At 70.6% G+C, this 23,619-nt stretch carries 17 protein-coding genes; 10 read left to right on the forward strand and 7 right to left on the reverse strand.

Going from position 1 to position 23,619, the window contains the following annotated elements:
• Positions 1-149: 149 nt before the first annotated feature.
• From mrtX to polX, 3 genes are read right to left on the reverse strand one after another with little or no spacing between them, the layout of a single operon-like run.
• Complete coding sequence (mrtX, locus tag LZ198_RS23465; protein WP_253974257.1) at positions 150-875, reverse strand: myxosortase MrtX; 726 nt, start codon at positions 873-875, stop codon at positions 150-152.
• Complete coding sequence (locus tag LZ198_RS23470) at positions 872-1,495, reverse strand: MXAN_2756 family trypsin-like serine endoprotease (protein ID WP_253974258.1); 624 nt, start codon at positions 1,493-1,495, stop codon at positions 872-874. Before LZ198_RS23470 ends, mrtX begins: the two co-directional genes overlap by 4 nt.
• A 19-nt stretch (positions 1,496-1,514) precedes the next feature.
• Positions 1,515-3,257 carry a DNA polymerase/3'-5' exonuclease PolX gene (gene polX / locus LZ198_RS23475; protein WP_253974259.1) on the reverse strand — a complete coding sequence of 581 codons (1,743 nt, stop codon included), beginning with the start codon at positions 3,255-3,257 and terminating at the stop codon, positions 1,515-1,517.
• A 78-nt stretch (positions 3,258-3,335) separates the two neighbouring features.
• Between polX and LZ198_RS23480 the strand changes: the two genes are divergently transcribed.
• The 7 genes from LZ198_RS23480 to LZ198_RS23510 all read left to right on the forward strand — a co-directional run bounded on the left by LZ198_RS23480 (position 3,336) and on the right by LZ198_RS23510 (position 10,842).
• Complete coding sequence (locus tag LZ198_RS23480) at positions 3,336-3,653, forward strand: Rieske (2Fe-2S) protein (RefSeq protein ID WP_253974260.1); 318 nt, start codon at positions 3,336-3,338, stop codon at positions 3,651-3,653.
• A 54-nt stretch (positions 3,654-3,707) separates the two neighbouring features.
• Complete coding sequence (locus LZ198_RS23485) at positions 3,708-3,971, forward strand: hypothetical protein (RefSeq protein ID WP_253974261.1); 264 nt, start codon at positions 3,708-3,710, stop codon at positions 3,969-3,971.
• The gene (locus LZ198_RS23490) at positions 3,917-4,414 is read left to right on the forward strand and encodes a MogA/MoaB family molybdenum cofactor biosynthesis protein (RefSeq protein ID WP_253974262.1); all 498 of its coding nucleotides are present in this window, start codon (positions 3,917-3,919) and stop codon (positions 4,412-4,414) included. The genes LZ198_RS23485 and LZ198_RS23490 overlap by 55 nt, the downstream gene beginning before the upstream one ends.
• A gap of 180 nt (positions 4,415-4,594) precedes the next feature.
• On the forward strand, positions 4,595-6,604 hold the full coding sequence (locus LZ198_RS23495; RefSeq protein WP_253974263.1) for a M20/M25/M40 family metallo-hydrolase: 2,010 nt from the start codon (positions 4,595-4,597) through the stop codon (positions 6,602-6,604).
• Between the two features lie 149 nt (positions 6,605-6,753).
• Positions 6,754-7,704, forward strand: a complete 951-nt coding sequence (locus LZ198_RS23500) for a TIGR02757 family protein (RefSeq protein WP_253974264.1) — start codon at positions 6,754-6,756, stop codon at positions 7,702-7,704.
• Between the two features lie 94 nt (positions 7,705-7,798).
• Positions 7,799-9,691 carry an ATP-binding protein gene (locus tag LZ198_RS23505; RefSeq protein ID WP_253974265.1) on the forward strand — a complete coding sequence of 631 codons (1,893 nt, stop codon included), beginning with the start codon at positions 7,799-7,801 and terminating at the stop codon, positions 9,689-9,691.
• Positions 9,688-10,842 carry a dienelactone hydrolase family protein gene (locus tag LZ198_RS23510; RefSeq protein WP_253974266.1) on the forward strand — a complete coding sequence of 385 codons (1,155 nt, stop codon included), beginning with the start codon at positions 9,688-9,690 and terminating at the stop codon, positions 10,840-10,842. Before LZ198_RS23505 ends, LZ198_RS23510 begins: the two co-directional genes overlap by 4 nt.
• A gap of 15 nt (positions 10,843-10,857) precedes the next feature.
• Here LZ198_RS23510 and LZ198_RS23515 read toward each other — a convergent pair whose 3' ends face one another.
• On the reverse strand, positions 10,858-12,330 hold the full coding sequence (locus tag LZ198_RS23515; RefSeq protein WP_253974267.1) for a phytoene desaturase family protein: 1,473 nt from the start codon (positions 12,328-12,330) through the stop codon (positions 10,858-10,860).
• Positions 12,331-12,545: 215 nt separating this feature from the next.
• Between LZ198_RS23515 and LZ198_RS23520 the strand changes: the two genes are divergently transcribed.
• Complete coding sequence (locus LZ198_RS23520; protein WP_253974268.1) at positions 12,546-13,658, forward strand: tetratricopeptide repeat protein; 1,113 nt, start codon at positions 12,546-12,548, stop codon at positions 13,656-13,658.
• A gap of 12 nt (positions 13,659-13,670) precedes the next feature.
• Here the strand turns inward: LZ198_RS23520 and LZ198_RS23525 are convergent, their stop codons facing one another.
• The 3 genes from LZ198_RS23525 to LZ198_RS23535 form a co-directional block, all read right to left on the reverse strand.
• The gene (locus tag LZ198_RS23525) at positions 13,671-14,429 is read right to left on the reverse strand and encodes an energy transducer TonB (protein ID WP_253974269.1); all 759 of its coding nucleotides are present in this window, start codon (positions 14,427-14,429) and stop codon (positions 13,671-13,673) included.
• Between the two features lie 147 nt (positions 14,430-14,576).
• The gene (locus tag LZ198_RS23530; protein WP_253974270.1) at positions 14,577-15,293 is read right to left on the reverse strand and encodes a response regulator transcription factor; all 717 of its coding nucleotides are present in this window, start codon (positions 15,291-15,293) and stop codon (positions 14,577-14,579) included.
• Positions 15,290-17,119 carry a sensor histidine kinase gene (locus LZ198_RS23535; protein ID WP_253974271.1) on the reverse strand — a complete coding sequence of 610 codons (1,830 nt, stop codon included), beginning with the start codon at positions 17,117-17,119 and terminating at the stop codon, positions 15,290-15,292. The genes LZ198_RS23530 and LZ198_RS23535 overlap by 4 nt, the downstream gene beginning before the upstream one ends.
• Before the next feature lie 222 nt (positions 17,120-17,341).
• Between LZ198_RS23535 and LZ198_RS23540 the strand changes: the two genes are divergently transcribed.
• Together LZ198_RS23540 and LZ198_RS23545 are read left to right on the forward strand one after the other, a co-directional pair.
• A complete protein-coding gene (locus LZ198_RS23540) occupies positions 17,342-18,082 on the forward strand; it encodes a hypothetical protein (RefSeq protein WP_253974272.1) in 741 nt (246 codons plus the stop codon).
• A 256-nt stretch (positions 18,083-18,338) separates the two neighbouring features.
• A complete protein-coding gene (locus LZ198_RS23545; RefSeq protein ID WP_253974273.1) occupies positions 18,339-23,264 on the forward strand; it encodes a myxosortase-dependent M36 family metallopeptidase in 4,926 nt (1,641 codons plus the stop codon).
• Positions 23,265-23,619: the final 355 nt, after the last annotated feature.

Raw genomic sequence — 23,619 nt, forward strand, 5'->3', positions numbered from 1 at the left:
GCGTCCCTTCCTCTGGGAGCCTGGAGGCCTTTCCGATTATTTCGACGGATTTTCGCCGGATTTTTCCAGCCCAGGTGGCGGACAAACCGGTGTTTCCCTGGCTGGGCCGTGGATCAGCGGCCCACGGGGCTCAGGGGGGCGCAGGGGCCTCAGGGGCCTCCGAAGAAGGAGACCTCGAGCACGCGCACGAAGAGGTTGCAGGCGGCGTGGAACAGGGCGGCGCCGACGACGGTGCCGGTGCGCTCCCGCATCCAGCCGAAGAGCAGGGCGGGGAAGAAGACCGACAGCCGCCAGGCCTGGAAGATGGCCAGGTGCCCCAGGGCGAAGAGGAGCGCCGTCACCCAGAAGGCGGGCCCCAGCCGCGCGCCCAGCACCTTGCGTCCCTGGGGCCAGGCATCGCGCAGGCGGGCCTGGAGATAGCCCCGGTAGAAGAACTCCTCCGGCAGGGCGACGACGAAGAGCTGATCCACGACCCACTCGCCGAAGCGGGGCGGCAGCCGGAGGTGGAAGTGGGTCTCGCCGCTCAGGGGCGTCACGAAGCGCGACAGGGGCTCTGGCAGGTGCGGCAGGACCTGGGTGAAGCCCGCGAAGGCGAGGAAGAAGAGCGGACCGACGATGGCCGCGAGCACCAGGAACAGGCGCACGTCCTCGCGCCAGGCGCGCAGGCTGAGCCCGTAGTCGCGGTAGTCCTCGTCGCGCCAGCGCATGGGGATGAGCGGCAGGTAGAGGAAGCCCACCGTGGCCACGAGCTTGGGGACGCTGGTTCCGCCGAAGGCGAGGAACGCGGCGACGATGCCCGCGAAGCCCGCCGCCCACAGGCCCACCGCTTCCTGCACGGCGCTCGGCCGCCAGGCAGTTGCCACCGTCGGGGTCATGTCTCGTCCGCGGAGGGAAGGCGCACCTTCACCTCGCTCATGGGGAGCACCCGGCAGCCGCCCCGGGTGCGTTGCACCACCACCGCCAGCAGCCGGCCCTCGGCGTCGAAGACGGGGCTGCCGGGGGGCAGGGCGAGGGGGACGTCGAAGAAGGGCGCCGGGGCGCGCGTGGCCTGCGCCGTCACGGGGGTGGCCGGCTGGCGCCTGCTGGCGGGAATCACGCCCACCACCCAGCGCCCGGCCAGGCTGTCCCCCTCCTTGAGCAGGCGCACGGGGACGGCGGGGTAGGCGCCGTCCGGCGCGGCCACCACGGCCACCCGGAGCGCCACGTTGGCGAGCACCACCCGGGCCGGGAGGCGCTGCTCCCCGTGCACCACGGTGGCGGCCTGGAGGCCGACGTACTCCTCGCCCACGGGGTCCACGGAGGTGAGCACCTGACCGGCCGCGCCCACGAAGACGCCGGTGCCCGAGCGACGCGGGCCGCTGACCTGGACCACGGAGCGCGTGTGCTGCTCCATCACCCGCCGCAGGTCGGCGCGCGACGGCCGCCCCGGCTCCGCGGCGAGGGCGGGCAGGGTGGCGACGAGCAGCAGGGCGAGGAGGCGGGTGGGGCGGGACATCGGCGACCGCCGCACCCTATCACCGCCTGGCGCGCAGCGCCGCGAGGAAGCGGTCCGCCGGTAGCGTGTTCAACACGTCCTGCCGGCGCGCCCAGCCACGCCGCGCGGTGGCCACGGCGAAGGCGAGGTTGCCCAGGTCCTCCCGGCGGTGCGCGTCACAGCTCACCACGAGCCTCACGCCGAGCCGCGTCGCCTTCCGGACGTACTCGGCCTTGATGTCCAGGCGCGCGGGCTTGCCGTTGATCTCCACCGCCACGCCGCGCTCCGCGGCGCGCTCCAGCACGGCCTCCATGCGCAGGGGGTACGGCTCCCGGCTCTGGATGAGCCGCCCGGTGGGGTGTCCGAGGATGTGCAGGAAGGGGTTGTCCAGGGCGGTGAGCACCCGCTGCGTCATCTGCTCCTCGTCCATGGAGTGGCGCACGTGGACGGAGGCGATGACGACCTCCAACCGCTCCAGCACCCGGTCGTCGTAGTCGAGCGCCCCGGACTCGAGGATGTCCACCTCGATGCCCTTGAGCAGGCGCACGCCGGGCACCGCCTCGTTGACGCGGTCGATCTCCTCCCACTGGCGCTGGAGGTCATCCACCTTGAGCCCACCGGCGTAGATGGCCGCCTCGCTGTGCTCGGTGATGGTGAGGTACTTCAGCCCCAGCTCCTTCGCCGCCCGGGCCATCTCCTCCAGCGAGTTGCGCCCGTCCGACCAGGTGGTGTGCGCGTGGACCGCGCCCTGGACGTCCTCCAGGGTGACGAGGTCGGTGGGCAACTGGCTCGCGAGCGCGGCCTCCACCTCGCCGTTGTCCTCGCGCAGCTCCGGCGGGACGTACTGCATGTCCAGCAGGGCGTAGAGGGCGGCCTCGTCCTTCACCGACACCTTGGAGCCGTCGTCCCGGTGGACGCCCCACTCGGAGATCTTGAGCCCCCGCTCGTGGCCCATGCCGCGCAGGCGGATGTGGTGGGCCTTGGAGCCGGTGAAGTGGTGCAGGGCGGTGGCGAAGTCCTCGTCCGGCAGCACCCGCAGGTCCACCTGGAGGTCGCCCTCCGTCAGCCGCACGGAGCACTTGCTGTCGCCCTTGCCCAGCACGGCGGCCACGCCCGGCGCGGTGGCGAGCGCGTCCAGCACGGGGCCCGGGTCCGCCGCGGAGGCGATGATGTCCACGTCCGCCACCGTCTCCGCCCGGCGCCGCACGCTGCCGCCCAGGCTGGCGCGCACCACGCCCGGCGAGGCGCGCACCCGCTCCAGCAGGGCCTCGGCCACCGGGAGCGCGTCACCCAGCAGCTTGCGCTCCCCGCGCGCGCGCCGATACAGGGCGATTCCCTCGAGGATCTTCGCCTCGCTCTTCTCTCCGAAGCCCTTCAACTGGCGCACGCGCTGCTCGCGGCACGCCTGCTCCAACGCGTCGACGCTCCCCACGCCCAGCTCGCGCCACAGCGCGCCCACCTTGCGCGGCCCCAGGTCCGGCAGGCGCATCAGCTCGAGCAGGCCCGGCGGGAACTTCGCCCGCAGCTCGTCGAAGTAGCGCATGCGTCCGGTGGTCACCAGCTCGGTGATCTTCTCGGCGAGCGCGGGGCCGATTCCCGGCAGGCTCTCCAGCCGGCCCTCCGCGACGAGCGGCCCCAGATCCTGCGTCAGCCCGAGGATGCGGTCCGCGCCCTGGTCGTAGGCACGGGAGCGGAAGGCGTTCTCTCCCTGGAGCTGGAGCAGGAGGGAGATGTCCCGGAGGACCTGGGCGATGGTGTTCTTGTCGACGATGGCGGGGTTCACGGCGGCGCTCACTCGGCGGAAGGTAATGCCCTGGGAACGGGGGTGCAGCCTGCTGCGCGTTGTGGGAAAAGGGCGGCGATGACGAAGATCAAGCTCGGTCCGGCGGACTTCGCCGAAAGGGAAATGCGCGGCTACGAAGTCGGCAAGCGCAACGTCTGCATCGCCAAGATCCACGGCCGATACAAGGGCCTTGATGACTGGTGCAATCACGCCGGGTGCCTGCTGTCCGGTGGCCGCATCGAGGGCAACACCGTCGTCTGCCCGTGCCACGAGGTCGGTTTCGACATGGACACCGGCCGGAACGAGACGTCCCCCGGCGTCTGTGACGACCAGGCGACAGTGGACGTCGAGGTCCAGGACGGAGTCCTCCTCGTCGACCTGCCCGACACCCCCTGACGCGCCCGGCGCGACCGGAGTACCCCATGGCACACGAAGGACACGACCACGGCGATGGCCACGGCCATTCGCACCCCCATGACCACGGGCACGGGCCGCACGGCCACGAGCACGACCACGGGCACGGGCCGCACGGCCACGAGCACGACCACGGCCACGGGCCGCACAGCCACGAACACGACCACGGTCATCACGACCATGACCCCGGGCATCACCACCCCGAGCACGCTCATCACCACCCCCACCCACATGACGCCGGCGCGGTGGCCCACGAGCACAAGGCCCGCGCTCCCGTCCACGTCGGCGCGTTCGTGGTGACGTGCTCGGACAGCCGGGACGCCCGGAGTGACGAGAGCGGCCGGGTGCTCCGCTCGGGGTTGGAGGCCGCGGGCCACACCCTCGTCGGTCAGGTGGTGGTGAAGGACGACCCGGAGGCCATCCGGGAGGCCATCGCCCAGGCCCAGGCCGCGGGCGCCCGCACCATCCTCTTCACCGGGGGCACCGGCATCGGGCGACGTGACTGCACCGTGGAGACGCTGCGCGCCCTGTTCGAGAAGGAACTGCCTGGCTTCGGTGAGCTGTTCCGGATGCTGTCCTACCAGCAGATCGGCAGCCCCGCGATGATGTCTCGGGCAACCGCGGGCACCTACCAGGGGATGATCCTCTTCGCCCTTCCGGGCTCGCCCCAGGCGGTCCGTCTCGCCCTGGACGCTCTCATCCTCCCAGAACTGGGGCATGCCGTACGGGAGCTGACACGCTAGCCGCACCCCGCAGTTCCAACGCTCGCTCGTGATACGGGTTTTTTGTATTGATGCTGCTTTGAAGATTGACCCAACGGTGGCCTTTTCGCAGAGTAGTCAACATTCGCGGCTCTATCGCGAATCGTCCCCCGTTGGTCGTTCTCTAGAGAAGCAGTCCTCCCCGCAAAGGAGGAGGGGCCCATGCACATCAAGCGGTTGGCTTCGTTGGTGTTGATGCTCGGTTGTGTCTCGGCGTACGCGAAGGCTCCGGCCGAGGACAGGGAGGTGTGGATCACCATCGGCACCGACGCCCTGTCGGAAGTGAGCGCCGCCTTCATCGTCAAGGGAGGCGCCGTTCCGACAGTGGCCGCGCGGAAGGGGGACGTCGTCGCGTTGAAGCTGCTCGAGTCCGACCTCGCGCTCGTCTCGCAGGTGATCCACGAGAAGCTGCATCGCTGCGGCGGCTTCGTGGCGCACGACTCGGAGGCGGAGGCCCTGTCGGAGCTGTCCGCCAACGCGGAGCCGCAGCTCGCGCCGTCGCTGGCCGCGGACTACACGCTCGACAACGCCCCGGTCGTCAACACGCTCGTCGGCGGGATGACGGAGTCGAACATCCTGGCGACCATCACCCACCTGTCCAGCTACACCACCCGCCACTACCAGTCCTCGACGGGTGTCGCGGCGGCGAACTGGCTGAAGTCCCACTGGGAGTCGCTCGCGGTGGGCCGCGGTGACGTGTCCGTGCAGTTGTTCACCCACGCGGGTTGGGCCCAGCCGTCCGTCATCCTCACCATCCAGGGGACGGACGCGCCTTCGGAGATCGTCGTGCTGGGTGGCCACCTCGACTCCATCTCCAACGGGAGCACCGCCCCCGGCGCGGACGACGACGCGTCCGGCATCGCCACCCTCACCGAGGTCATCCGCGTGGCGCTGGGCGCGAACTACCACCCGGCCAAGACGGTGAAGTTCATGGCCTACGCCGGCGAGGAGGCGGGTCTGCTCGGCTCCAAGGAGATCGCCAACGCGCACAAGAACGCGGGCGCCAACGTCATCGGCGTGATGCAGCTCGACATGACCAACTACAAGGGCTCGACCAAGGACGTGGCCCTCATGACGGACTTCACCAACGCCGCGCAGAACGCGTTCATCGGCAACCTCATCACGACCTATCTCTCGCCCATCACCTGGACGAACTCGGTTTGCGGCTACGGCTGCTCGGACCACGCGTCCTGGAACAGCGCAGGCTATCCGGCGTCGATTCCCTTCGAGTCGCTGATGAGCCAGTACAACCCCACCATCCACACCTCCGGCGACGTCCTGTCCGTCAGCGGCAACAACGCGACGCACGCGCTCAAGTTCGCAAAGGTCGCGGGTGCGTATCTGGCCGAACTGGCCGGCGGCACGGCGACGCTGGCCGACGCGGTCCCTCCCACCGTGTCGCTCACCGCGCCGGTGGGCGGATCCAACGTGTCCGGCGTGGTGACGCTGACCGCCACCGCCGCCGACAACACCGGCGTCGCCCGGGTGGAGTTCCTCGTGGACGGCGTGGTGGTGGGCACCGCCACCGCGGCCCCGTACACGGCGAACTGGAACTCCGCGGCCACGACCAACGGCGTCCACGCCGTGGTGGCCCGGGCGTTCGACCTCATCGGCAACTCCGCCACCAGCGACACGGTGAGCGTGACGTCCGCCAATGCGACCACCAACGCCGTCTATGACCCGGCCCTCAAGGTTCCGCGCTGCGCGAACGTGGGCAACGCGTGTGACTCCACCACGCTGCTCGATGGTCGCGCGACCCTCGGGCCCGAGGCGAATGCACCCAACACCATCAACAACTCGTGCGCAGATGGCCTGAATGGCAGGTACCACATCGAGTTGTCGCTCGATCGCATCAAGCTCTCCACCGTGAGCGGCAATCCGTTCGCGGCTGGCGAAGTGGTGAAGGTCGACGTGTCGGTCTGGAGCCAGGCGCCGCGCATGGAGAAGCTGGAGCTGTACTACGCGGCGAATGCGAACAGCCCGGTCTGGGTTGCGCTGCCCCCCCTGTCCAACACCGTGACGGGGGCGAAGACGTTCTCGACCACGTACACGCTGCCGGCGGGCACGCTCCAGGCCCTGCGTGGGCGCTTCCGCTACAGCGGCTCCGCCGCTCCGTGCGGCCTGGGCGCGTACGACGACCACGACGACATCGTCTTCGCGGTCCAGCCGTAGTAGTCACGCGCCGCGCCCCCGCCTGGCTTCGGGCGGGGGCGTGGACTCCCCGGAAGCAGGCGCGCTCGGGAAGCGCGGGCGGTGGGCCGTCGTTGCAGGAGCATGTGGGAGCCCCCGCCGTGCCACGCCGCCTGAAGACCCACGCTGGCTTGAGCCCTCAGGCCGCCGAGCGCCTGCGTCCCCGGCTCGATGCGTTCCTCGCCTCCACGGATGCCCGGGCCCGCATCGGGTTCGACCCGGTGGAGTTCCCCCACCGCTACACCGACCCGCGCGACATCGAGGTGAGCGCGCTGCTCGCCGCGGCCCTGGCCTATGGCCGCGCCGACCTGTTCCGCCCGAAGGTGGACTCGCTGCTGTCTCGCATGGGGCCCTCGCCCGCGGCCTTCGTCCGGACGCTCGACGTCCGGGGCGCCAAGGCGTTGCTCACGGGCTTCGTCTATCGCTTCAACGTGGGCACCGACGTGGCGGTGCTCCTCCTGGGCATGGGCCGCGCGCTGAAGGAGCACGGCTCGCTGGAGGCGCTCTTCGTCCGCGGGTTGCAGTCCGAGGGCTCGCTCCACGGCGCGCTGGGGGCCTTCACCGCCGCCCTGCGGGACGTGCCCATGGCACCACTCCGCGCGGCGATGGGGCCGGAGCGGGGGCTGCACCACCTGTTGCCCTCACCCCTGGGCCCCGGCGCCGCCAAGCGGCTGAACCTCTTCCTGCGGTGGATGGTCCGTGGCCCGGACGCGGTGGACTTCGGCATCTGGAAGCGCGTGGCGCCCGCCTCGCTGATGATCCCCCTGGACACCCATATCGGCCGCATCGCGGGGCACCTGGGTCTGACACGTCGCACCGACCTGACCTGGAGGACCGCCGAAGAGGTGACGGCGTCGTTACGGGCACTCGATGCAGCCGACCCCGTCCGTTACGACTTCGCGCTCTGCCACTACGGAATGAGTGGGGCCTGTCCCGCACGGCCGGTGCCGGAGAACTGCTCGCGTTGTCCGCTCCTGCCCTCCTGCCAGGTTGGGCCGGGTGTGGTGGCGGGCTCGACCCGGCGGGTCTCCCAGGCCTCGCGACCGAGGGGAAGCGGAGTGTCTGGCAAGGGACGCCGTTGACCCTTGCGTCGCGGGACGCTGCAATCCGATGGCATGTCCCACGTTCTCTCCGAGGGGGACATCGAAGCTCTCCGGAGTCGAGGAGTGTGACGCGGTGCTCGCAACACTGGTGGCGGTGCCGCCCGCGGTGGCGGAAGTGGTGGAGCGTGGGGTTCGCGAGTCGGGCGTGGGGCGCGCCTGTCATGTCCTGTGCGTTCCGGACGCGGACGTGATTCCCGCGCCGGTGGAGGAGGGGCTGCTCGTCGGCTGGGACGTGGGGGGCCCGTTGGAGGAGGCCGTGGCCCACGTGCGGCGACTGCACCAGCTCCGGGTCCCCTCGCGTACGCACCTCGTCGTGCTGACCTCGCGCGCGTCCGTGGAGACGGAGGCGTTGGCGGAGGCTGGCGCGGACGAGTGCCTCGCGCCGCCGGGGAGTCACTGGGGCGCGCGGCTGGCGGCCTGGCGCAGGCGGCTGGACGCGAGCAGTCCCGAGGAGGACCTGCGGGCCCTGCGGCGCACGACGGACTTCCTGCGCAGCGCGCTGGACGCGGTCCCGGAGCCGCTGTTCATCAAGGACCGGCGGCACCGCTGGGTGGCGGTCAACAGCGCCTTCTGCCGCGTGATGGGGCATCCGGCGGAGGAGCTGCTGGGGCGCTCCGACTACGAGTTCGTCGAGGCCCACGAGGCGGACCGCTTCTGGCGCAACGACGAGGAGGTGTTCCGCTCCGGCCTCTCCGACGAGAGCGAGGAGACCCTCACGGACCGGACCGGGCTGTCCCGCGTGCTGGTGACGAAGAAGGCCTCCTTCCAAGGCTCCGGGGAGCCCTATCTCGTGGGCCTCATCCGGGACATCACCGACCGCAAGCGGCTGGAGTCACAACTGCTCCTGGCCGAGCGCATGGCCTCCGTGGGGACGCTGGCGGCGGGGGTCGCGCACGAGATCAACAACCCGTTGGCCTACGTCAGCTCCAACCTGGCGTACGTCAGCGACCTCTTGTCGCAGGCCGCGCTGGCGGAGGAGCAGTTGCCGGAGCTGCGCGAGGTGGTGGCCGAGGCGTTGGATGGGGCGGGACGCGTGCGCGCCATCGTCCGGGACCTGCGCACGTTCGCGCGGGGGGACGAGGAGCGGCATGGTCCGGTGGACGTGGTGCGCGCGGTGGAGGGAGCGCTGCGCCTGGTTCGCAACGAGCTGACGCATCGCGCGCGGGTGTCGTGCACGCTGGAGCAGGTGCCGCCGGTCCATGGCAACGAGGTGCGACTGGGGCAGGTGGTGCTCAACCTGCTGGTCAACGCGCTGCAGGCCCTGCCCGAGCGGCCCGCCGACGAGAACCGCGTCCGGGTGAGCCTGCGCACGGGCCGCTCGGGCCAGGTGGAGCTGGAGGTCGCCGACAACGGGCACGGCATGGCGCCCGAGGTGCAACGGCGCATCTTCGACCCCTTCTACACCACGCGTCCGGTGGGAGAGGGGACCGGGCTGGGCCTGTCCATCTGTCTCACGTTGGTGCAGGCGATGGGGGGACGCATCGAGGTCTCCAGCGCGCCGGAGTGGGGCAGCGTCTTCCGCGTGGTGCTGCCCGCGCTGGCGGTGGGCACGGTGGCCGCGCCCGAGCAGCAGGTGTTCCGCGAACCCGTGCCGGCCTCGCGGCGTCGCAGGCTCCTGCTCATCGACGACGAGCCCAGCGTGGGCAACTCGGTGAGCCGGTTGGTGCGGGACGTGTACGAGGTCCACGTGGTGCAGGACGCGCGCGAGGCGCTGCGCCTGCTCACCCAGGGCGAGCGGTTCGACGCCATCCTCTGTGATTTGATGATGCCCGGCATGAGCGGGATGGACTTCGTGATGGAGCTGGAGCGGCTGGCGCCGGAGCTGGTGCTGCGGACCGGGATGATGACGGGCGGCGCCTTCACCGCCCAGGCGCGCGAGTTCGTGGGGCGGCACTCGCGGGGGCTGTTGGAGAAGCCCTTCGAGCGCGAGCGCCTGTGCACGTTCGTGGAGCACCTGTTCCAATGACGCGTGCGACACGGCGGGGGCTGGCCCTCGGGCTGGTCGTCGTGCTGGCGGTGGTGGGCGTGTGGGGGACCGACCTCCTGCGGGGGCTGTCCTTCGTCGTGCGCGCCGCCGGCATGCAGTCCCAGGTCCCCGGCTTCGTCGCGGGGTGGCGCACCGGGCCCTACGACGTGAGCGAGCTGCGAATCCCCACGCGCCATGGCGAGGTGCGCGCCCGCCAGTACCTGCCCCGGGTGCCGCGAGGCCGCGCGGTGGTGTTGACGTCGGGAGTCCACGCGGACGGTATCGACGAGCCCCGGCTGGTGAAGCTGGCCTCGGACCTGGCCACGGGCGGGCAGCCCGTCATCACCCCGGAGCCGCCGGATCTGCTGCGTTACGAAATCACCCCCAGGCTGCCGGACATCATCGAGGACGCGGCGCTGTGGACTTCCCGCCAGCCGGCCCTCGCCCCGGACGGCAAGGTGGACCTGTTCGGCATCAGCTTCTCGGGGGGCCTGTCGGTCGTCGCGGCGGGCCGTCCCGCGCTGAAGGACAAGGTGGCGTCCGCGCTGTCCTTCGGAGGCCATGGCGACCTGCCCCGGGTGTTGACGTTCCTGTGCACCGGGATGCTGCCCGATGGGCGCCACCTGACGCCGCATGACTACGGCGTGGTGGTCATCCTGCTCAACGTCGCGGACCGTCTGGTTCCTCCCGAGCAGGTGGAGCCGTTGCGCGAGGGCATCCGGACCTTCCTGCGCGCCTCCCACCTGACGCTGACGGATGCCCGGCTGGCCGAGGAGACCTTCGCCAGGGCCCGGACGCTGCAATCGCGACTGCCGGAGCCGGCGGCCACGCTGCTGGGCTACGTCAACACGCGGGACGTGGCGGCGCTGGGCCCGCTCCTCCTGCCGCATGTGAAGGCCTTCGCCGCCGACCCGTCGATGTCGCCCGCTCGTTCGCCCGCGCCGACCTCGCCCGTCTATCTGCTCCACGGGGCGGGGGACACGGTGATACCCGCCGAGGAGTCCGTGTTGCTGGCCGAGGCACTGCGTCCCCACACGACGGTGCATCAGCTCTCCACGCCGCTCATCACCCACGCGGAGCTGGACAAGAAGGCCCAGACCCTGGACGTCTACCGGTTGGTGGATTTCTGGTCGGACCTGCTGGACGAGTAGGCGCGGAAGGCTCGCTCACAGTCTCGACGCGATGCGCGCGGCCAGTCGTGCTCCGCCCACGGCGGTCGCCAGGGTGCTCTGTCCCGGGAAGACGGAGTCCCCCACGAGCCACAACCCCTCCAGCACTTCGCGGGGGCCGAGGTCGCGGTAGTGGACGAGGCCCGCCCGACGTGGAATCCCGCCCACCGCTCCGTCATCCCGGCGGGTGAAGCGCTCGAAGGTGCGAGGCGACGCGGTCATCGCGTGGACGGGGGATTCCATCCACTCGGGCGCGAGCCGCTCCAGGCCCTCGCGCATCCGCGCTTGGATGGCGCTGACGTGGCGGGCCTTCTCCTCGGGCGTCATCCGCGACAGCGTCCCCAGGGGGACGTGGGTGGACACCGTGGCGGTGCGAAGGCCTGGTGGCGCGCGGCCCACGTCCGCCTCTCCACTGATGGACATGAAGACGTGGTTGCCTTCGACGAAGGGCGCGCCGGGCTCTTGCACCAGCTCCAGGTGGCTCGCGGCGCCATGCCCGGAGGGCGGCCTGACCACGAGGTACAGCATCACCGCGCCCCAGCCCTGGGCGACGCGTCCACCCATCGCGGCGAGGCGGGCATGTCGGGCGGGGTCCAGCCCCGCCAGCCGCATGAGCGCCTGGGGGAGCACGTTCGCCACGACGTGCCGGGCGCGCAGCTCTCCGCGGCGGGTCTCCACGCGCCACCCCCCTGGAATCGGCGTGAGCGACTTCACGCGCGTGGCCATGAACACGGCACCCCCCTGGTCCTCCACCGCCTGCGCGAGTGCCGTCGCGAGCCGTCCGATGCCACCGCGGAGGTGCCCCGTGCCTCGCCAGAAGTAGTCCATGGCCGCGAGCGCGAAGGGCGCCTCCGCCTCCATCGCGGAACACTGCACGGTGATTTGACAGAGCGCGTCCAGGTACATGCGCAGCGGCGCGAAGCCCAGGAGGCCCAGGTGCTCCAGCACCGCGCCCAGCGGTCGTCCGACCCAGCGCGCGAGGGGCGCGTAGGCGCGCAGTCGTGCCGCATGTCGAAGCAGCGCGCGCGGCCCCAGGGGCGGGAGCAGGTCTGGTTCGTCGAACAGGGGCCAGAGCGCGTCCGCGACCCGGCGCTGGAGCGCGAACAGGCGTCGTACCGAGGAGGCCGGAGCGGAGGGCAGCGCGCACAGCGAGTCGATGAACCGCTCGCGGTCGCGCGTGACGGGCAGTCGCAGCCCGGGTGCGCGCAGCTCCACCACGGGGTCGAGCCAGTCGACCGTGACGTCCAGTCCATGCTCTCGAATCCAGCGGCCGAAGAGCTGATGGGGCTCGAAGCCGGAGAACAGCGTCGCACCGGCCTCGAACGCATGGCCGTCACGCTGGAAGGTGCTGGCACACCCACCGGGATAGCTCAGGGTCTCGCACAGGGCGACCCGCGCGCCCCGACGCGCCAGCTCCAACGCCGTGGCCAGCCCGCCGAATCCCGCGCCCACCACGACCCCGTCGTACACGCAGCGCTCCCTCTCTCGCGTGGCACGTAGCCTGTTCGAGCCGGGGCCGCGAGCCCTCGATTCGCGAGCGTGGAGCGGCGGACAGCGTGGCGCAGGGGGCTATCCCACGGAAAACAGGAGCGGCCGGTGCGCGCGGCTCCGGTCCTGGTCGACAGAGGGCGAGCTTCGCGCGACAGGCGCGTAGACTGGGGCGGTCCTCCCACCGAAAGGCCCCCGTGCACCGCTTGCTCGTCGTCTCCGGCCTCGCGCTCGTCGCAGCCTGTGCCTCCGGGCCGAAGCCTCAGCCCGCGTCGGCGCTCGAGCGCGCGGCGCCGGAGCATCCGCCGTTCCTCGATCCGCAGCAGATCCTGAAGCGGCTGGAGGACTCGGAGACCGCGTACCAGGTCGAAGGTCGGGACTCCCCGCCGGGTGGCTGGGCGGAGAAGCTGTGGCCCCAGCAGGTGCCGGCGCGCGAGGCGCCCAAGGTCCTGGAGCATGACGGCGTGAAGTCCATCATCGAGTGGCCCGTCCACCCGGAGGCCCAGGCCCTGCTGCAAGAGGCCGAGCCCCTCTTCCAGGCCCGGCGCTACGACGACGCCGCGAAGCTGTACGAGAAGGCCACGACCGTCTGCCCCGATTGCTACGTGGCCTGGAACTTCCGGGGGGACGCCGCCTTCTTCTCCGGGGACAGCGTCACCGCCCTCAAGTTCTACCGCAAGGCGCTGAGCCTCAACCCGGATGACCACCGCACGTGGTTCTTCCAGGGCAACGCGCTCGCGCGCCTGGGGCGCTACAAGGAGGCGCTGGATTCGTGGGCGTGGTGCCTGGTGCTCAACCCGCGCTACCCCATCATCCGTCAGTTCTTCCGGACCAACTCCGAGCTCGGCCTCGTCATCCGCGAGGACGCCATCGTCCCCCGGGGCTACGCCGAGCGCGCGGGCAACGTCATCAGCGTCCAGTTCGACCCGGACCACGACCCGTCCTGGCTCGCCTTCGCCAACTGCAAGGCGCTCTGGCTGGGAGAGCCCTCGCATCGTCAGGAGATGACGGGCTCGACGAACGAGCACTACACGACGGTCGAGGAGCTGGAGTGCCTGGGCTCGGCGCTCATCGTCCACGAGAACCAGCGCAGCGGAGGCAAGACGGACAACCTGGACCCGACGCTGGCGCGGCTGGCCGCCATCACCCGCGACGGGATGCTGAGCAACGCGGTGCTCTTCGAGGTGGGGGCTCGCATCCACCCCCAGGTGATGCTCACCCTGGACGATGCCGTCCGACAGGAGCTCAAGGCGTACGTGCTCAAGCACGTCCTGGTCCCCGTGGCTTCCGCGGACGACATCGACCTGTGAGGCGCTGACACCTCAGCGGGGCAGCTTGAGGCGGATGGTGAAGACGTAGGACACGCTCACCGGGCTGCCCTGGAAGTAGACCGGGGTGTAGCGGCGGCTCTCCAGGGACTCGACGACGGCCTCATCCATGTGGGCCATGCCCTTGAGGATGCGGCAGTCGCGCACCTGGCCCTCGCGGGTGATGACGCACTTGGCGAGCATCGTGCCTTCCACCCGCGCCATGCGGGCCTGCTCGGTGTACTCGAGGGGGATGCTCTGGCGCAGGAGCTCCGGAGGCCGGAGGCCGGAGGGGAAGGGGATGACGTCCTCACCCGTGGGCTCCGGGAGTCCGACGACGCCCGGCGGCAGGCCGATGGGACTGGTGCTGAGCGGGTCGCCATCCGGATGTCCGATGGGGCCGTCACCCGGGGGCGCGTTCGGGTCCACGTCCGTGGAGGCCACGGCATCGGGCGGATCCTGCTCCACCGGCGTCGGGTCCATGGGCATGGGCCGGACCTGGGAGGGGATGACCTGCTTCTTCGCCTTGGGGCGCACCGTCGGCTGCGCGGCCTGCCGGGGCTGCACGGTGTGCTGCGTGCCCTTCTGGATGGTGGGGCCGGGCGGACGGTAGAGGGTGAGGACGGGCGTCTTGTCTGGCTCCTCGTCCACTTCCTGGGGGCGCCCGGAGATGAACAGCACCGCGGCGAACAGCCCCGCGTGGATGGCCGCCGACACCCAGATGCCCGTACCCACTCGTCCCGCTCGCTGCCGCTCGATGACCGACTTGAACATACGGATGGCCTCCTCTCCACCGCGCCTGCGCGGTGACGCATCGGCGTGGAGGCAAGGCCGGAAGGGCCGTCCATCCACGCAAGGCCACACTACGGAGTCGGCGGTGCGGGATGGCCGTGGGCCCTCCATCTGTTCGTCATGGTTGTGTCATGGGGACGAGACCTCCATCCGGTAGCCCACCCCGCGGATGGTGTGGATGGTGAAGCCGGAGGTGCTCGTCCACCCGAGCTTCTTCTTCAGGTTGGAGACGAAGTTGTCCACCGTGCGCGGGTCCACCACCACGTCGCGGCCCCACACGGCGTCGAGGATTTCTCCCCGGGGCAGCGCCCGCTCGCGGTGGCGCAGCAGGAAGGCCAGCAGGTCGAACTCCGTCCGGGTCAGGTCCACGTTGCTTGCGTCCGGCGTGCTCACCGTGCGCCGGCCCTGGTCGAGCGAGTAGCCGCCGAACGTCACCACCTGCGCGGGCGTCACGCCGGCCCGGCGCACCAGGGCGCCCACGCGCGCCAGCAGCTCCCGCAGCCGGTAGGGCTTGGTGAGGTAGTCCTGCGCCCCCGCCTCGAAGCCCCGGACGATGTCGTCCTCGAGCGAGCGCGCCGTCAGCATCATCACCAGGCTCTTGAGGCCCTGGGCGCGCAGCCGCCTGCAGAAGGCGTAGCCGTCCTCACCGGGCAGCATGACGTCGAGGATGAGCAGGTCGTACGGGCGCTGGGCCAGCAGGCCCTCCGCCTCGCGCGTGTTGGACGCCTCCGCCACGACGTAGCCCTCGTCGAGCAGGTTGTCGCGCAGGCCGATGCGCAGGTGGGCGTCGTCCTCGACGATGAGGATGGCGGGGCGGGTGGAGGGGGGAGGAGGAGAGGAGGTCATCGACGCGGCTCGGGGAAGGTCAGCGCGAAGGTGGTGCCCTCGGGCGTGGAGGTGGCCACCTGGATGTCGCCATGGTGCAGCTTCATGATTTTCTGGCACAGCGCCAGTCCCAGGCCACTGCCGTGGACCTCCTGTCCAGGAGGCGTCACCCGGTAGAAGTCGAGGAAGACGTTCTCCCATTCGGACTCGGGGATGCCCACGCCGTTGTCCTGGAAGAGCACGGTGCAGCCGTGGCCCTCGTAGACCTGGGCGCTGACGCTGATGCGCACCGGGGTGCGCCGGTTGTACGCGCACGCGTTGCGGCCCAGGTTGGAGAACAAGAGGCGCAGCAGGGAAGGGTCCGCCTCCAGCTCCGTGTCGCCCAGGTCGGTGGCCAGCTCCACCGGCGCGGACGTCGCGGAGGCGAGGTCGTCGCGGAGCGGGTTGATGAGCTCCTCCAGCCGCACGCGCGAGGGACGCAGCGTCCAGCGCCCCTTGTCGATGCGGTTGAACGACAGGAGGTTCTCCACCAGGAAGTGCAGGCCGTCCGCGGCCTGGACGATGCGGGCCGGGTAGTCGCGCACCTCCGGGACGTGCGCCACCTTGCGCTCCAGCGTCTCGCCCAGCAGCCGGATGGAGGCCAGGGGCGTGCGCAGCTCGTGGGAGACGGTGGCCACGAAGTCGCTCTTGAGCTCCAGGAAGCGGTACTTGCGCTGCTGGGACACCACGGCCAGCGCGACGATGGCCACGGCCAGCGCGCCGCACACGGCCACCAGCAGCGTCTTGAGCCCGTAGCGCGCTTCGATGTCCGCCTCGGCGCGGCTCCACTCCGGCAGGTCCACGCGCACCTCCAGGGCCTGGAGGGGCAGCACGGCCTGGCCTCCCGCGAGCCGGACGCTCCCGTCGGCGCCGAAGAGGCGCCGCGCGCGCATGTCGTCCGCGATGGGGCGCAGCATCGCGGGGATGTCCACCGCGACGCCGTAGATGACCTCGCCCCGGTGCTCCACGTACCACTGCTCGCCCACCAGGGTGGGCTCCTGGAGCCCTCCCGGCATCACCAGCATGCCCGCGCCCACCTCGTCACCGCGCTCCAGGAAGTCGCGGCTGGGCTCGCCCAGGGCGTTGCTCACCACGACGAGGCGCGCCTGGAGGAACGCGAAGTCCGCCTGCGTGAAGAGGGAGCGCTGCTGCAGGAGCTCGCGCTGGAGCCCGGAGAAGCGGGGCATGCCGCCGAACTCCTCGGGGAAGCCCTCGCGCAGGAGCGCCCGGACGAGCGCGGGCGTCTCCGCCCCCCGCTGCAGCCGCTCCATCACGAGCAGCAGGAAGGGCAGCTCCTCCTCGGGGGGGAGGGGGTGGGCGGCCACGTGCTGGAAGAGCTCCTCCACCATGGCCGTGGCCCGGCGGGTCGCGGCGCCCTCGGCGAGGGACGCCTCCGCCGCGCGCAGCCGGGCCAGGCGCGCCTCCCACCGGTCCAGGCCCCGCGCCTGGAGGTGGTCCGCCAGCGTCTCGTAGGTGGCCCGTGCGGGCATCTCCTGGCCGGGCAGGGGGCGGGTGAGGCGGGGTAGGAACTGGTGGCCGCGCAGGCTCAGGTAGAAGCCCTCGCCCGGGGCGAGCGGGTCGCCCACGGCGGCGTGGATGGCGGAAATCTGATCCGCCAACCGGCGGGCCAGGGTCTGCCGGAGCGCCTCGGTGGCGGCGTGGGCGAGCGCCTCGCGGCGCGAGCGGACCTGGGCGCGGGCGTCGTCGCGCTCGCGCGAGAAGATGCGTTGGAGACTCACCAGCCCCCAACCGAGGGCCAGCAGTCCGCACCCCAGGGCGATGAGCGTGGGAAGGAGCCGGCGCAGCATGTGATTTCGCTGCCGCCGACTATTGCACAGCGCGATGCCCCCGGAGTCCAAACCGGTTGCCCTGGAGGGTGGGGCGAGTGTCCCCGGGCGGCGGACGGGCGGGCTTGCGGTCCACGGGCGGACAGCGGACGGGGGGCGCCACTGGCCGACGGGCAACGAGGGTGCGGAGCTTGGGCCGTGGGCCCGGGCGTCCACGCGGGTCCTTTCCCGAGGGAGGTCCCCATGCGCTTTCCCCTGTCGCGGCTGTCACCCGGTGGGCCGGTGGTGCTGTGGGGCGGGGAGCTTCCCTCCGGGGGCCTCAAGTACCTGACGTTCTCCCGCTACCTGGAGACGGTGCCGGAGGGGGCGTGTGGCCTGGTGGAGCTGTCCGGCTCCTCGTCTTCGCTCGCGCTGGACGCGCTGGGGCGCGAGCGCGGGCTGCCGGTGCTCGCGCTGACCGACCCGGCCGGCGCGGAGTACCTGCGGGGCCACGGCTTCGGGGGCGAGGTCCGCACCGTGCGGCGCCTGTCGGAGGCCTGGGAGGTGGCGCTCGGCTACGAGCGGCAAGGCTGGTGCTGGCCCCGCCAGCTCTCCAACGGCGCGCTCATCGGCTGCGTGGAGGGCTGGGCGTCGGAGCTGCGCGAGTGCGTGCGCGAGGCCTTCCCCTCCGTGCGTCTGGTGGTGAGCGGCTTCGGCACCGGGGCGTCGGTGGTGGGGCTGCACCGCGCCTTCACGCCCCAGGGCTACGAGGTCGTGGGGCTGCAGCCCGCCAAGGGACACATCGTCCAGGGCTGGCGTAGCTGGGCCGACCAGAACCTGGGCGCGGCCGACCTGTTCTATCCCCACCGCGACGACGTGATGCTGGAGCTGGCGCAGCCACGCATCACGGACGGCCTGGCCGCCCTGCTGTCCTACGCCCGCGCGGAGGCTCGGCCAGAAGAGGTCCTGGTCGTCGCGCACAACGCCCGGCCGCCGTTCGGCTGAGCAGTCGACCCCAGTTGCTTCACCGGTTGTGTTTCATATGTGTGAAGCAGGGATTCCATGTTTCAGTGATTCGCTGCATTGTCCGGATAACTTGTCGGTGAATTACTGAAACAACGCGTTTGCGGGCTCTCGTGTTTCGAGAAATGAGCCCGCCCTATTGTGTTGATAACAAAATTCTCAATACCCTCTGGACGCCCTGGCCACGGGCGTCCGTCGGCGTGGGCACCTCAACTCCACCCGAAAGGGGTTGCAGTTCATGAAGCGTCTGTGGATGGGTACGGCGAGCGCCGTACTCGCCGTGCTGATGTGGTCCCCGCAGGGCTATGCGAAGGCGGGCGTCGATGCCTTCCTGCAGGCTCCCGCGAATCGCCCCTTGTCGAACGCCGCCGCGACTGCATCCCAGCGGGGGCTGCGTATCAACAGTGTCGAGGGTCGCGTAGGCGTACCGACCTTCGTCTTCTCCGAGCGCGCGCTGAACGGTGCCGCGGTCGGGAACAAGGCCGTGCGCACCCCGACGCGCGCCACCGCGAACGTGGCGGCCCGTGAGCACCTGCGTGGCGTGGCGGACATCTACCGCCTGAGCCGCGCCGAGGTTGACGGCGCGGAGCTGCGCAACGTGCACCTGCCCAAGGACAACGCGGGCGCGGTGATCGCCAGCTACGGCCGGCGCGTCAACGGCATCGAGGTGTTCCGCAACGAGGTCCGGGTGGTGATGGACGCCAACCAGGAACTGGTGGCCATCTCCGGCTATCTCCAGCCGCGCAACACGGAGGATGAGCGGAACGCCCAGGCGTCCGCGTTCGTCGTCTCCGCGCCGCAGGCGATCTCCAAGGCGTTCCAGGAGCTGACGGGCACCGCGCTCGACCCGCGCGCGCTCGCTTCGGCCGGCTCGCAGGGTGACTACGCCAAGTTCGCCGTGGACAGCCGCCTCGCGCCGAGCACGCACGGCTTCGGCGAGGTCCCGCGCGCGAAGAAGGTCCTCTTCCCGCTGCCCGACGGCCTGGTCCCGGCGTACTACGTCGAGGTCAACGCGGGCCCGGCGAGCAACCCCGAGGCCAGCTACGCGGCCTACGTCATCAGCGCGCGCGACGGCTCGCTGCTGTTCAAGCACAACCTGCTCCAGTCCGAGTCCTTCACCTACCGGGTGTGGGCGGATCCCGTCTCGTTCATCCCGCACGACGGTCCCCAGGGCACGGAGGCCACGCCGCACCCCACCGGCAATCCGGATGGCTACCAGGCGCCGCTGAACGTCCCGTCCAACCTGGTGACGCTGCAGAACTTCCCCTTCAGCCGCAACGACCCGTGGCTCCCGGCCACCGCGACGACGACGACGGGCAACAACGTCGACGCCTACGCGGACCTGGGCGGTGGTGACGGCTACCAGGAGGGCTACGACCTCCGGGCGCCGTTGACCAACCCGTCGGGGCGCGCGTTCGACTACGCCTTCGACGTGGCGCAGGCGCCGGACGCGAACAACACGCAGAAGCTGGCCGCGGTCGTCAACCTGTTCTACCTCAACAACTTCCTGCACGACTGGTTCTACGACGCGGGGTTCGACGAGGCGGCGGGCAACGCCCAGCTGAGCAACTACGGACGCGGCGGCCTCGAGGGTGACGCCATCCGCGCCGAGGCGCAGGACTCCGGCGGTCGCAACAACGCCAACATGTCCACGCCGGCCGACGGCGGCCGTCCCCGCATGCAGCAGTACATCTTCGACGGCCCGACGGAGTTCACCGTCACCTCGCCGGCGCCGATCGCGGGTCTGTACAACTACGGCTCGGCGAGCTTCGGCCCCCGGGGCTTCGACGCCCAGGCCGAGTTCGCGGAGCCTCCCTCGGGGTCGACCACCGCCCAGACCACCGCGTACCGGATCGGCTGCGCGGACGACCAGGGAACGACCCCCTATGTCGGTATCCGGCCCTTCGAAGGGAAGATTGCGCTCATCGAGCGCGGCCTCTGCTCCTTCGCGTACAAGGTCTACAACGCCCAGCAGGCGGGCGCGGTGGGCGTCATCATCACCAACACCTCGACCGGCCAGTTCGGCGGCATGGCCGCCAGCGGCAACGCGGACATCGACAAGGCCATCACCGTCCCGTCGATGATGGTGACGTACGCGGATGGCAACAAGTTCCGTGACGCACTGAAGACGTCTGCCGTCGTCGGCCGCATGTACCGCAACCTGGCCGATGATCGCGACGGCACGCTGGACAACGAGATCATCGCCCACGAGTGGGGGCACTACATCTCCAACCGCCTCATCGGCAACGCGTCCGGCCTGACCAACGTCCAGGGCCGTTCGATGGGCGAGGGCTGGGGTGACTTCCACGCCCTGTTGCTGTCGGTCCGCGAGAACGACGCCAACAAGCCGAGCAACGCCAACTGGTCCGGCGTCTACGGCATGGCGGGTTACACCCAGAGCGACGGCCGTGAGAACAACGGCTACTACTGGGGCATCCGCCGCGTTCCGTACACGACGAACATGGCCAAGAACGGCCTGACCCTCAAGCACATCCAGTTGGGGACGCCGCTGCCTTCCCATCCGGTGGCTTACGGTGAGGCGGGCCTGGACAACGCGGAGGTCCACAGCGCCGGTGAGGTGTGGGCCACGATGCTGTGGGAGTGCTACGCGAGCCTGCTGAACGCGCACCCGTTCCAGGAGGCCCAGGACCGCATGAAGCGCTACCTGGTCGCCGCCTACAAGGCGACGCCCAGCCAGCCCACGTTCCTGGAGGCACGTGACGCCGTCCTGGCTTCGGCCGCCGCGAGCGACCCCGCGGACTACCAGCGGTTCGTCGCCGCGTTCGCGCGTCGTGGCGCGGGCTTCGGCGCCAAGGTTCCGGACCGCGAGAGCTTCGACATGGTCGGCGTGGTGGAGAGCTACCAGACCGGCAACACCCTGGAAGTGGTCAGCGTGAAGGTGGATGACACCGTCGCCGGCTGCGACAAGGACGGCGTGCTCGACGCGGGTGAGACGGGCCGTCTGCTCGTCACCGTCCGCAACGTGGGCGGGGCCGCCATCAGCAGCTTCACCGCCAACGCCGCGTTCAACGGCTCGAGCGCTGGCGTGGTGGCGTCGTTCGGCTCCGGCAGCACCCTCTCGTTCCCGGCCCTCGGCCGCGGCGAGGCGGTGACCGCGAGCATCCCGGTCAGCCTCGAGCAGGCCCCGGCGGCCGCGAACACGCTGGCCTCGCTCGGCGTGGACGTGACGTTCCCCCATCCGCTGGCGGATGGCACGTCGAAGTTCGCGTTCCGCGGCGCGGTCAACTACGACGAGGTCGCGGAGTCGTCCGATACGGAGACGGCCTCCACGGCGTTCTCGCCGTGGACCTCCTCGCTCGACTACTACGAGACGGTGTGGAAGGCGGACAATGGCGTCTGGCATGCGTCCAGCGCCGCGGAGGAGATGGACAAGCGGCTGACCTCGCCGCTGTTCTCCACCGTGACGGGCCAGGACTTCATCCTGTCCTTCGACCACCGCTTCAGCTTCGAGGCGGACATCGTCAATGGCGCGTGGGTGTACTTCGATGGCGGCATCTTCGAGGTCTCCGTCGACGAAGGCGCCTGGGTCGATGCCACCGCGCTGACGTGGAAGGCGGAGGGCACGACGCTGGCGAAGACCTCGCTGGTGACGCTGGACGCGGGTACGCCGTACCTGGGGGGTCGGAAGGCCTTCGGCAAGTCGAGCGCGGGCTTCCCGGCGTTCTCCTCGGTGAGCGTCAACTTCGGCACGGTCTTCGCGGGCCGCAAGGTGCGCGTGCGCTTCCGCATGGCCTCCGATGGCGGTGTGGGCGCGTACGGCTGGGATGTCGACAACATCAAGGTGACGGGCATCTCCAACTCGAAGCCGTTCCCCTCTCGCGTGGCGGAGACGTTCACGGGGACGGGCACGGCTCCGGCGTGCAACATGCTGCCGATCGCCGTCGCGGGTGAGGCCCAGACGGTGAACGAGTTCACGGCGGACGACCGTGGCGTGCTGACCCCGACGGTCATCACGCTGAACGGTGGTGCCAGCGTGGATCCGGACGGCACGGGCCCGCTGACCTACGCCTGGACGCAGGTCGCCGGTCCGGCGGTGACGCTGAACGGCGCGAACACGGCGAACCCCACGTTCACCGCGAGCGTCCGTGCGGCCACCGTCTTCACCTTCCGCCTGGTGGTGAACGATGGCGTGTCCTCCAGCTACCCGAAGGACACGCAGGTCCTGGTGAACAACGTGAACCGCGCGCCGGCGGCGCTGGCTCGCGTGCTGAACGACGGTCCCACGACCGTGGACGAGCGCTCGGGCACCATCACCCTCGACGGCACGGGTTCGACGGATCCGGATGGCGACGCGCTCAACTACGAGTGGGAGCAGGTGGCCGGTCCCGAGGTGGAGCTGGACGACCCGTTCAGCGCCAAGCCGACGTTCGAGATTCCCGAGGTCACGGAGGACTCTGAGATCGCCTTCGTGCTCTGGGTGAACGACAACCAGGTCTGGGGCACGGAGTCGCTCCTGGTCATCACGGTGAAGAACGTGGACCAGGCCCCGACGGCCTCTGCGGGTGAGGACCAGCGGGTCGCGCCGGGCGCCACGGTGACCCTGGCGGGCACGGCGTCCGACGCGGACGGCGATGCCATCACCTACGCCTGGACGCAGGTCTCCGGCACGCCGGTGACGCTGACGGGCGCTGACACGGCCACGCCGACGTTCACCGCTCCGACGGTGACCACGTCCACGACGCTGGTCTTCAGCCTGGTGGCCACGGCCAATGGCGTGTCCACCGAGCCGAGCACCGTGACGATCACGGTGGCCCGCGAGAACCACAAGCCTGTCGTCCACGTCGACGGGGCCTACACGGTTCACGAGGGTGCGAACGTGAAGCTGAAGGCCACGGCCGTCGACGATGACGGCGACGAGCTCACGTACAAGTGGGTGCAGGTGGCCGGTCAGGTGGTCTCGCTCTCGGGCGCGAACACGGCCGAGCTGACCTTCGTCGCTCCTGAGGTCGAGGCCGAGTCGACGCTGCTGTTCCGCCTCAAGGTGAGCGACGGCATCGACTCCGCGGATACGGTCGACGTGTCGGTCACGGTCCGGAACCTGCCGGATCAGGGCTGCAGCGCGGCCGGTAGCGGCGCCTCGGGCGCGGTCATCCCGGCGCTCATGATGCTGAGCCTGGTGCTGCGCCGTCGTCGTCGCAACTAGTTCGAAGGTGACCTCGCGATGAGGTCACCGGGTTGAACAGGAGGGCGGTCCCGGGAGGTCTCCGGGGCCGCCCTTTGTTGTTGCGGGCACCGCGCGATGGGGCGCGGTGTCTCATTCATGGATGGGACGGTGCGGGATGTCGATGCGGATGGCGCGAGGTCTGTGTGGGGTGCTCTGGCTCGGGTTGCTGCTGGCCTGTCGCGGCACCACGGAGGAGGCGCGGCGGGATGCGGCGCAGACGTCCGCGGAGCAGTCGACGGAGGCTGACGTCGAGGCTTCCACGTCGGAGACGAGGCCAGCGGGCTCCTCGGAGTCCCGCGCGGGACGGCCGGTGGGGCGCGGGGACGAGGGTGAG

The organism is Myxococcus dinghuensis (assembly GCF_024198235.1).
GTDB lineage: Bacteria > Myxococcota > Myxococcia > Myxococcales > Myxococcaceae > Myxococcus > Myxococcus dinghuensis.

Excerpts from the sequence above, each read along its gene's own strand:
- mrtX (WP_253974257.1), bottom strand. The coding sequence starts at position 875 with ATGACCCCGACGGTGGCAACTGCCTGGCGGCCGAGCGCCGTGCAGGAA.
- LZ198_RS23470 (WP_253974258.1), bottom strand. The coding sequence starts at position 1,495 with ATGTCCCGCCCCACCCGCCTCCTCGCCCTGCTGCTCGTCGCCACCCTG.
- LZ198_RS23480 (WP_253974260.1), top strand. The coding sequence starts at position 3,336 with ATGACGAAGATCAAGCTCGGTCCGGCGGACTTCGCCGAAAGGGAAATG.
- LZ198_RS23485 (WP_253974261.1), top strand. The coding sequence starts at position 3,708 with ATGGCCACGGCCATTCGCACCCCCATGACCACGGGCACGGGCCGCACG.
- LZ198_RS23495 (WP_253974263.1), top strand. The coding sequence starts at position 4,595 with ATGCACATCAAGCGGTTGGCTTCGTTGGTGTTGATGCTCGGTTGTGTC.
- LZ198_RS23510 (WP_253974266.1), top strand. The coding sequence starts at position 9,688 with ATGACGCGTGCGACACGGCGGGGGCTGGCCCTCGGGCTGGTCGTCGTG.
- LZ198_RS23525 (WP_253974269.1), bottom strand. The coding sequence starts at position 14,429 with ATGTTCAAGTCGGTCATCGAGCGGCAGCGAGCGGGACGAGTGGGTACG.
- LZ198_RS23530 (WP_253974270.1), bottom strand. The coding sequence starts at position 15,293 with ATGACCTCCTCTCCTCCTCCCCCCTCCACCCGCCCCGCCATCCTCATC.
- LZ198_RS23535 (WP_253974271.1), bottom strand. The coding sequence starts at position 17,119 with ATGCTGCGCCGGCTCCTTCCCACGCTCATCGCCCTGGGGTGCGGACTG.
- LZ198_RS23540 (WP_253974272.1), top strand. The coding sequence starts at position 17,342 with ATGCGCTTTCCCCTGTCGCGGCTGTCACCCGGTGGGCCGGTGGTGCTG.
- LZ198_RS23545 (WP_253974273.1), top strand. The coding sequence starts at position 18,339 with ATGAAGCGTCTGTGGATGGGTACGGCGAGCGCCGTACTCGCCGTGCTG.